Source organism: Phenylobacterium sp. CCH9-H3 (genome assembly GCF_001557235.1).
Taxonomy (GTDB): Bacteria; Pseudomonadota; Alphaproteobacteria; order Caulobacterales; family Caulobacteraceae; genus Phenylobacterium.
In genome coordinates this window covers 23,297-30,889 of record NZ_LSJI01000162.1, presented here as the reverse complement: position 1 = coordinate 30,889, position 7,593 = coordinate 23,297, and the positions used below count along the sequence as shown (strand labels likewise).

Sequence of the window (7,593 nt, the reverse complement as noted above, 5' to 3'; positions counted from 1 at the left end):
GGCGGGAGGGTTCGCCGCTCCGGCGCGCAAAGGCAAGCTCAGCGACCATGCCAGGCGCAACCGAGATCGAGCCGCCAGGGTTGCATGCGACCCCGGGATCGGCCGCTTCGCGCCGCCTTCGAGAGTCAGGCGCCGGCCAGTTCGGCGGTGAGCCGGTCCAGAACCCGCCGGCCCGACGGCGTCGCCCGCAGGCGCGCCGGATCGTCGGCCAAGAGGCCAAGGTCCACGAGACGGCGGACCCTGGGGTGCGCGGGTTCGAGCCCCAGGGCGGCGAGTTCCACGAAGGGGACGCCCTCGGCGATGCGCAAGCCCAGCAGCACGCGTTCCTCGGCGGCCTCCACGGGGCTCAAGGCCTCCCGGACCGCAAAGCCGGTCCCGGTCTCCGTCACACGGCGGATGTAGTCGGCCGGGCGATCCGCGGCCGTCGTCGCCGTCCGCACGCCACCGAGGGTCAGCCGGCCATGGGCCCCGGGGCCGGCGCCTACGTAGTCCCAGCCTTTCCAGTAGACGAGGTTGTGGCGCGAACGGGCCGCCTCCCCACGGGCGTGGTTCGACACCTCGTAGGGGTGGAAGCCCTGGGCCTCCAGGGTCGCCTGGGTGGTCTCATAGAGGTCGGCGGCGAGGTCCTCGTCGGGCGGCGTGAACGTGCCGCGGCGCACCGCGCGATCGAAGGCGGTGCCCGGCTCGATGGTCAGCTGATAGGGCGACAGGTGCTCGGCGCCGAGGGCGACGGCCGCCTTCAGTTCGTCCGACCAGGCGTCCGCGGACTGGCCCGGAAGGGCGTAGATCAGGTCCAGCGACAGGCGGGCGGCGTCGTGATTGCGGCCCAGGAACTTCAGCGCCGCATCGTCCAGCGCCTGCAGGCCCAGCGACAGGCGGTTCACGCCGGCGTCAGCCAGGGCGGCGAACCGGCCGGCCTCGGCGTCGGTGGGATTGGCCTCCAGGCTCACTTCCAGGTCGCCCGCGGGGGTCCAGAGCCGGCGGGCCGCCTGCACGATGTCCGCAGCCCACGCTGGATCCATCAGCGACGGCGTGCCGCCGCCGAAGAACACCGAGACCAGCTCGCGCGGCCCGGTCAGCGCCCGCTGGGCCTCTAGGTCGGCGACGATGGCGCGCGCCAGGTCCGCCGCTTCGGCGTCCCGGCCCTTGGCCTTGAACACGTTGAAATCGCAGTAGGGGCAGATGCGCGCGCAATAGGGCCAATGAACATAGACCCCGAGCGGGACGGTCAAAGCAGGGCGGCCTTGAGCTTGGCGAAGGCGCGCGCCCGATGGCTCATGCCGTCCTTCGAGATCGGCGCCATCTGCCCGAAGGTGATGTCGTGGCCCTTCGGCACGAAGATCGGGTCGTAGCCGAAACCCTTGTCACCCCGTGGCGGGAACGTCAGCGTCCCATCCACCCGGCCCTCCACCACCACGGCGGGACCGTGCGGCCAGGCGACGGCCAGGGCCGATGTGAACCAGGCCGAGTAGTCGTCGGCGCCCACTTCCTCCAGCCGCTCCTCGACCTTGCGCAGGGCCATGGCGAAGTCCTTGTCCGGCCCGGCCCACCGCGCGGAGAAGATGCCCGGCGCGCCGTCCAGCGCCTTCACGGACAGGCCGGAGTCGTCCGCCAGCGCGATCATCCCCGAGGCATCGGCCGCCGCCCGCGCCTTGAGCAGCGCATTGCCCACGAACGTCGCTTCCGTTTCCTCCGGCTCGGGCAGGCCCAACTCACCGGCCGCAACAAGCTCGAACCGCCCGTCCAGGATCTCGGCCAGTTCGCGGGCCTTACCGGGGTTGTGGGTGGCGACGACCAGGCGCGTCCCAGGCTCCAGTTTCAAGGCCATCGGTGTCGGTCTCCGTGCGTCAGGTGCGGCCCAGCGCGGACACGTCGTCCACGCCGGCCGGGGAGGCGGCGTAAGCATAGGCGATCCGCTGCGATCTGGCGCTGCGCAGCGCGACGCGGAGCATCCGCCCGGGTTCCAGCTGGTCGCGGCGCACGGTCATGGTCCAGCGCACGGGCATGTTCGGCGGATTGGGGAAGATGGCCAGGGCGGCCTCGTTGTCCGCGGTCGGCTGGGCGGTGGCGACCACGTGATCGCCCATCGCCAGTTCGACGCGCTCGATTTGCGAGGCCGGGTTGAAATCGACGCCCCAGCCTTGCAGCACGACATCCTGGGGCCCCGACGCCTCCATGGGACGCATTCCGCCTAGGGGCGAGATATCCAGGTGCAGGCGCGAGATGTCGACCTCGTCGCCGGCCACGACGTAGAGGTCCTGATTTTCGAAAAGGCCCCGTGCGAAGCGGCGCATCTGCGGCGGCCGGCCGGGGCGAAGCTCGCGGACGGCCGCGGCGACGTAGGGCTCGGCCACATACGACATGCCGTAGACGTCCGCCCCTAGCGAGCCGCTCTCGCTCCATCCGTGATAAGCCAGCGCCGCCGCTTCCGACCGTTCGCCCTCGGGCAGCAGGTCGGAGTGGTGGACTGAAAAGGCCAGCAGGCCGTTCGGCGCGACCAGGCGATAGAGCCGCTGGAGCCAAGCCCTGAACAGGGCGTCTGGCAGGTGGCTGAACACCGACGCCGCGAACACCAGCGAGAATGAACCCTCGACTTTGAAGCGATCCGGGTGTTCGGCCGATAGGACACCATGAACGCCATAGGTCTCAGCCAGCCAGGCGACCGCCTCGTGGTAGAGGTCGGTGACCCAGATGCGGTCGGCGGGCATGACTTGCGACAGCGCTCGGGTCAGCCGGCCCCAGCCGGAGCCGAAGTCCAACACGCGTTCCAGGCGATCGAAGCCGCCGAGCTTGTCGGCGAGCTGGGCGTAGACCTCGAAAGTGCGGACGGCGGATTCGAAATAGCGGAAGGACGCACGCCCGACGTCGCCCCCATAACTCGGCAGCACCCCTTTGAAGAACATCTCATCGCGCGGGTCGATCGGCGCGTCCAACAACCCTGACGGCGCTCCCCGGCGCGCCACCAGGTCGCGGATGAAGCCGTCGAACGGAGCAGGGATCTCTTGGAACTCCATGCCCTCCCTTCGCGCGGCGGCCGTCGTCACGCAAGTCCGCGCCCAGGCATGTTGCATTGCAAAAGTTTAATATCGTTACTCGATATTCACGTGATCGAAAATCGATGTGGGCGTATCGATAATCACATCAGGACGACGGGTCCTGAACCACCCAACGCTGCAGTGCAGCAAACTGAAAGGGACTGAAAATGTTCGCCAATGTCATGAACCAACTCGACCGCGCCGCCATGACCTTTGTGGTCGTCCTGGCCGCCATGCCGATCCTCAGCATCGCCGCCCGCGCCGCCTTCCTTTAAGACTCCACGACGGAGCTTATGAGGATCGTCCGATCCGCCCCGGCCCTGGCCTGACAGGCCACGCCGCGGCGGATCAAGACGACCACCACGGGGGAGTTGGTCAGGCATGCGCGCCTTGGGTCCGGGTTCGGTTTCGAGCTTTCTGAAGATCATTCTGGATGTGGTCTTCGCAGCCCTCTGGATCGGCGTGGCCGCCCTTTCCCTGATCACGCTCGCGGCGCTGCTGCTGAGCTTCAATCCTGATCTTCTCGCCAACCTCACGCGGGCCACCGACCCCGGCGCGATCGCGCGGGACAGCGCCCTAGGGGAACTGGCGACCAACGGCTCGTCCATCACCAGCGGCCTCCTGGCCGCCGCCCTCTATCTGGCCGGCATCCTGGTCATCGTGGGCTCGCTCCGGCGCATCTTCGCCACCCTCACCGCCGGCGACCCCTTCCACCCCGACAACGTGGCGCGCCTGCGCCTGATCGGCCTGATGCTCGCGGGGCTGGAACTCGGCCGCTACGCCTTCTGGGCGGTCAGCGCTTGGCTGCTTCCGGGCGTCAACCGGATCGAGCCCAGCATGAGCCTCACCGCCTGGTTCTCCGTCCTCGTGGTCTTCGTGCTCGCGGAGGTGTTCCGCGAAGGCGCGCGCCTGCGCCGCGAAGCCGAACTCACGATCTAGGTCCGCCCGATGCCGATCCGTGTAAGCCTCGACCGCGTGCTGCTGGAGCGACGCATGTCGCTGACCGAGTTGGCTGACCGCGTGGGCGTGACCATCGCCAACCTCTCGATCCTGAAGACCGGCAAGGCCCGCGCCGTGCGCTTCTCGACCCTCGCCGCCCTCTGCCGCGAGCTGGACTGCCAGCCGGGAGACCTCCTGGTCTACGAGGCCGGCCCGGACGACGGCTTCCTGGACGAGGAGGGGGAGTAGATCTCAGACCCGCGGGTAGAGGATCACCTGCGTACAACGGAAGGCGGCCATCAGCTTGCCCGTCGCCGCCGATTCCATACGCGCGTCCCACACCTGTGTCGTGCGCCCACCGTGCAGCAGGGTGGCGATGCAGACCGCTTCCCCCTCGCGCAGAGTGCCGGTGAAGTTGCATTTGACCTCGGCGGTGGTGAACCCACTCGCCCCCTCGGGCCAGGCGGTCGAAACGCCATAGGCGCAGAGGATGTCGGCCACCGAAAGCACGGCGCCGGCCAGCAGGAAACCGGTGTGGGCCACCAGGTCCGGCCGCACGATGAACCGCCCGACGACCCGGCCATCGTCCACTTCGGTGATCGTCAGCCGATATGGCCCGGCAGCTTGCCGACGTTCGCCCGGTTCAGGTCCTCGACGCTGGTTCGATTGGTGGTCGCCGACATGTTCCCCCCTCTGTTTGCGCGGAGCCTCGGCGGTCCGCCCGCGGCCCGCAACAACCTCGTCACGCTGCGCCGCAACGCACCCATGCGGCATTGCAGCGCAGATTTATTCACCGAGATGGGAAATCATTGAATTCTGCGAGTATGAGACTTATCTGCTCAGCTACATTGCACTGCACAATGGAGTGACGCAGATGGTCGCCCTGATCGAAAAATTCCTGGACGCGATGTTCGCCCCGCTGGCGCGCGAACTCGAGCGCCTGCCGGCTTCGGCGATGCGCTTCAACGTGTTCTTCTGATCCGACGAAGGCCACGGCCTCGCCATAGGCGATGCCGGGACCCCGAACGCAAGCGGCGCCGTCCCTGGCTGGGCGGCGCCGTTTTCGATTCCGGGATTGGTTCAGGCCGTCGCGGCCCGCTGCATCTCGCATAGCTCGCCGATCCCTTTGCGGGCGAGCGAAAACAGGGCCTCGAACTCGGCCTGGCTGAAGCCGCGCTTTTCGCCCGTGGCCTGGATCTCGACGATGTCGCCCGATCCGGTCAGCACGAAGTTCGCGTCGGCCTCGGCGTTGGAATCCTCTTCGTAGTCCAGGTCCAGCACCGGCGTGCCGGTGAAGATCCCGCAGCTCACCGCCGCCACCTGGTCCAGGATCGGGTCGGTGGCGATGACGCCCTCGTCGAGCAGGTATTTCGTGGCCAGCCGCAGCGCGACCCAGGCCCCGGTGATCGAGGCGGTGCGCGTGCCGCCGTCCGCCTGCAGCACATCGCAGTCCAGGGTGATCTGGCGCTCGCCCAGCGCCTTCAGGTCGATGATCGCGCGCATCGAGCGGCCGATCAGGCGCTGGATCTCCTGGGTGCGGCCCGACTGCTTGCCCTGGGCAGCTTCGCGGCGGCCGCGCGTGTGGGTGGCGCGGGGCAGCATGCCGTACTCGGCGGTGACCCAGCCCTGGCCCTTGCCGCGCAGGAAGCCGGGGACGCCCTCCTCCAGGCTGGCGGTCACCAGCACCTTGGTGTGGCCGGCGGTGATCAGGCACGAGCCTTCCGCATAGCGGGTGACCCCGGTCTCCAGGGTGATCGGGCGCAGCAGATCGGGGGTGCGTTCGGACGGGCGCATGTGCGAGGGTCTTTCGGGTGCGGCTTGCGCCGGTTCGGGCCGCGCTTATCCTAGATCGCGATGACGCCGTCCATGGGCCAGAGAGGCCGCTGAAAACCGCCGTGCCACCGACGCTGTTCTCGCATGGGCCCACGCTCACCGACATGGACTCCCGGGCTCGGGAGATCTTTCGCCGGATCGTGGAGAGCTATCTGGAAACCGGCGAGCCAGTCGGCTCGCGCACCCTTTCGAAGGCCGGGGTCTCGCTCTCGCCGGCCTCGATCCGCAACACCATGCAGGACCTGACGCAACTGGGCCTGCTGGGCGCGCCGCATGTCAGCGCGGGGCGGTTGCCCACGCATGCGGGCCTGCGGCTGTTCGTGGACGGCCTGATGGAGGTGGGCGACGTCGGCGACGAGGAGCGGCGCAACATCGAAGCGCGGCTGAAGGCGCACGGGCGGAACTACGAGGACGCGCTGAACGAGGCTTCCAAGATCCTTTCCGGCCTGGCCGGGGGCGCGGGCGTGGTGGTGACGCCGATGCGCGATGCGGGCGTGACGCACGTGGAGTTCGTCCAGCTCTCCGGCGACCGCACCCTGGCGATCATGGTCTTCGACGACGGTTCGGTGGAGAACCGGCTGATCCGCCTGCCGGCCGGCGTAACCCCTTCGGCGCTGCAGGAGGCCTCCAACTTCCTCAACGCCCGGCTTCGCGGCCGCACCCTCGGCGAAGCCAAGGCCGACCTGCGCGCCGAACTGGATCGCGCCCGGCAGGAACTGGACGCCACCGCCGCCAAGCTGGTGGAGGACGGGCTCGCGGCCTGGGGCGGCGGAGAGGCCGAGGAGCGGGCGCTGATCGTGCGCGGCCGGGCCAACCTGCTGGAGGACCGCGACGCCCTGGAGGATCTCGAGCGCGTCCGGTCCCTGTTCGAGGACCTTGAGCAGAAGGAACAGCTGATCCAGCTGCTGGACGGCGTGCGCGACGGCGAGGGGGTGCGAATCTTCATCGGCGCGGAAACGCGACTCTTTTCCCTTTCGGGTTCCGCTGTGATCGCCGCGCCCTATATGACGGGCGCCCAGAAAGTCGTGGGCGCGATCGGCGTGATCGGCCCCGCCCGACTGAACTATGCCCGGATCATACCGTTGGTGGATTACACTGCCCGCGTGCTTGGCCAGGTGATGAACACTTAGGGATACGACCAGAGCTATGTCCGAAGACAACACGCCCGCCGACCTCGACCCCGCGGACGGCACGGATGCCGACGTGCCGGCCCTTCTGGCCGAGGTCCAGGCGCTGAAGGAACAGGTGCTTCGCTACGCCGCCGACGCCGAGAATACCAAGCGCCGGGCCGAGCGCGAGATGAACGATGCCCGGGCCTATGCGATCACCAAGTTCGCCCGCGACCTGCTTGGCGTCGCCGACAACTTCGACCGTGCGCTGGCTTCGGTTCCCGCGGACGTGGACGGGCCGGCGAAGAACTTCATCGTCGGCGTGGAGATGACGTCCAAGGCGCTGCAGACCGCCTTCGAGAACAACGGCCTGAAGAAGATCGATCCGGCCAAAGGCGAGAAGTTCGACCCTCACAAGCATCAGGCGATGATGGAGCAGCCGGGAACCGACGTGGAGCCGGGCGGCGTGATCCAGGTGCTGCAGCCCGGCTACGAGCTCCTCGGCCGGCTGGTCCGTCCTGCCATGGTGGTCGTGGCGGCGAAGGTCGCGGGCGCGCCCAAGCCCGAGGGTGGAGCGAATCCCTACGCCGCCGACGAGGGCGCCGACGCCGGCGGCTCGGTCGATACCCGCGCCTGAACCCGCTTTCGTGACATCGGCGATACGCCCCGCGGCCTTC

Annotated in this window: 9 protein-coding genes; 4 read left to right on the top strand and 5 right to left on the bottom strand. The window is 68.6% G+C overall.

Features of this window, described 5'->3' with window-relative positions; genetic code table 11:
- Positions 1-125: 125 nt before the first annotated feature.
- Genes hemW through AX721_RS14390 form a run of 3 tightly spaced genes read right to left on the bottom strand, consistent with a single transcriptional unit; the run spans position 126 to position 3,014 of the window.
- Entirely contained in the window at positions 126-1,232 is a 1,107-nt protein-coding gene (gene hemW, locus AX721_RS14400) for a radical SAM family heme chaperone HemW (RefSeq protein ID WP_068876679.1), read from the bottom strand.
- Entirely contained in the window at positions 1,229-1,828 is a 600-nt protein-coding gene (rdgB, locus tag AX721_RS14395) for an RdgB/HAM1 family non-canonical purine NTP pyrophosphatase (RefSeq protein ID WP_068876678.1), read from the bottom strand. Before rdgB ends, hemW begins: the two co-directional genes overlap by 4 nt.
- Positions 1,829-1,847: 19 nt before the next feature.
- The gene (locus tag AX721_RS14390; RefSeq protein ID WP_068876677.1) at positions 1,848-3,014 is read right to left on the bottom strand and encodes a trans-aconitate 2-methyltransferase; all 1,167 of its coding nucleotides are present in this window, start codon (positions 3,012-3,014) and stop codon (positions 1,848-1,850) included.
- A gap of 402 nt (positions 3,015-3,416) precedes the next feature.
- On the opposite strand from AX721_RS14390, the gene AX721_RS14385 reads away from it, so the two are divergent.
- Positions 3,417-3,974 carry a DUF2975 domain-containing protein gene (locus AX721_RS14385; protein WP_068876676.1) on the top strand — a complete coding sequence of 186 codons (558 nt, stop codon included), beginning with the start codon at positions 3,417-3,419 and terminating at the stop codon, positions 3,972-3,974.
- Positions 3,975-3,983: 9 nt separating this feature from the next.
- Complete coding sequence (locus AX721_RS14380) at positions 3,984-4,223, top strand: helix-turn-helix transcriptional regulator (protein ID WP_068876675.1); 240 nt, start codon at positions 3,984-3,986, stop codon at positions 4,221-4,223.
- A gap of 3 nt (positions 4,224-4,226) precedes the next feature.
- On the opposite strand, the gene AX721_RS14375 is transcribed toward AX721_RS14380, so the two are convergent.
- Both AX721_RS14375 and rph read right to left on the bottom strand, forming a co-directional pair.
- Positions 4,227-4,565, bottom strand: coding sequence for a PaaI family thioesterase (locus tag AX721_RS14375; protein WP_197422581.1), 339 nt, complete (start codon positions 4,563-4,565; stop codon positions 4,227-4,229).
- Positions 4,566-5,054: 489 nt separating this feature from the next.
- Positions 5,055-5,768: a ribonuclease PH gene (gene rph / locus AX721_RS14370; RefSeq protein WP_068876674.1), complete on the bottom strand. Its 714-nt coding sequence runs from the start codon at positions 5,766-5,768 to the stop codon at positions 5,055-5,057.
- A 143-nt stretch (positions 5,769-5,911) separates the two neighbouring features.
- On the opposite strand from rph, the gene hrcA reads away from it, so the two are divergent.
- The gene (gene hrcA, locus AX721_RS14365; RefSeq protein WP_068876684.1) at positions 5,912-6,937 is read left to right on the top strand and encodes a heat-inducible transcriptional repressor HrcA; all 1,026 of its coding nucleotides are present in this window, start codon (positions 5,912-5,914) and stop codon (positions 6,935-6,937) included.
- A gap of 16 nt (positions 6,938-6,953) precedes the next feature.
- Positions 6,954-7,553, top strand: coding sequence for a nucleotide exchange factor GrpE (gene grpE, locus AX721_RS14360; protein ID WP_068876673.1), 600 nt, complete (start codon positions 6,954-6,956; stop codon positions 7,551-7,553).
- The last annotated feature ends 40 nt before the right edge of the window (positions 7,554-7,593 follow it).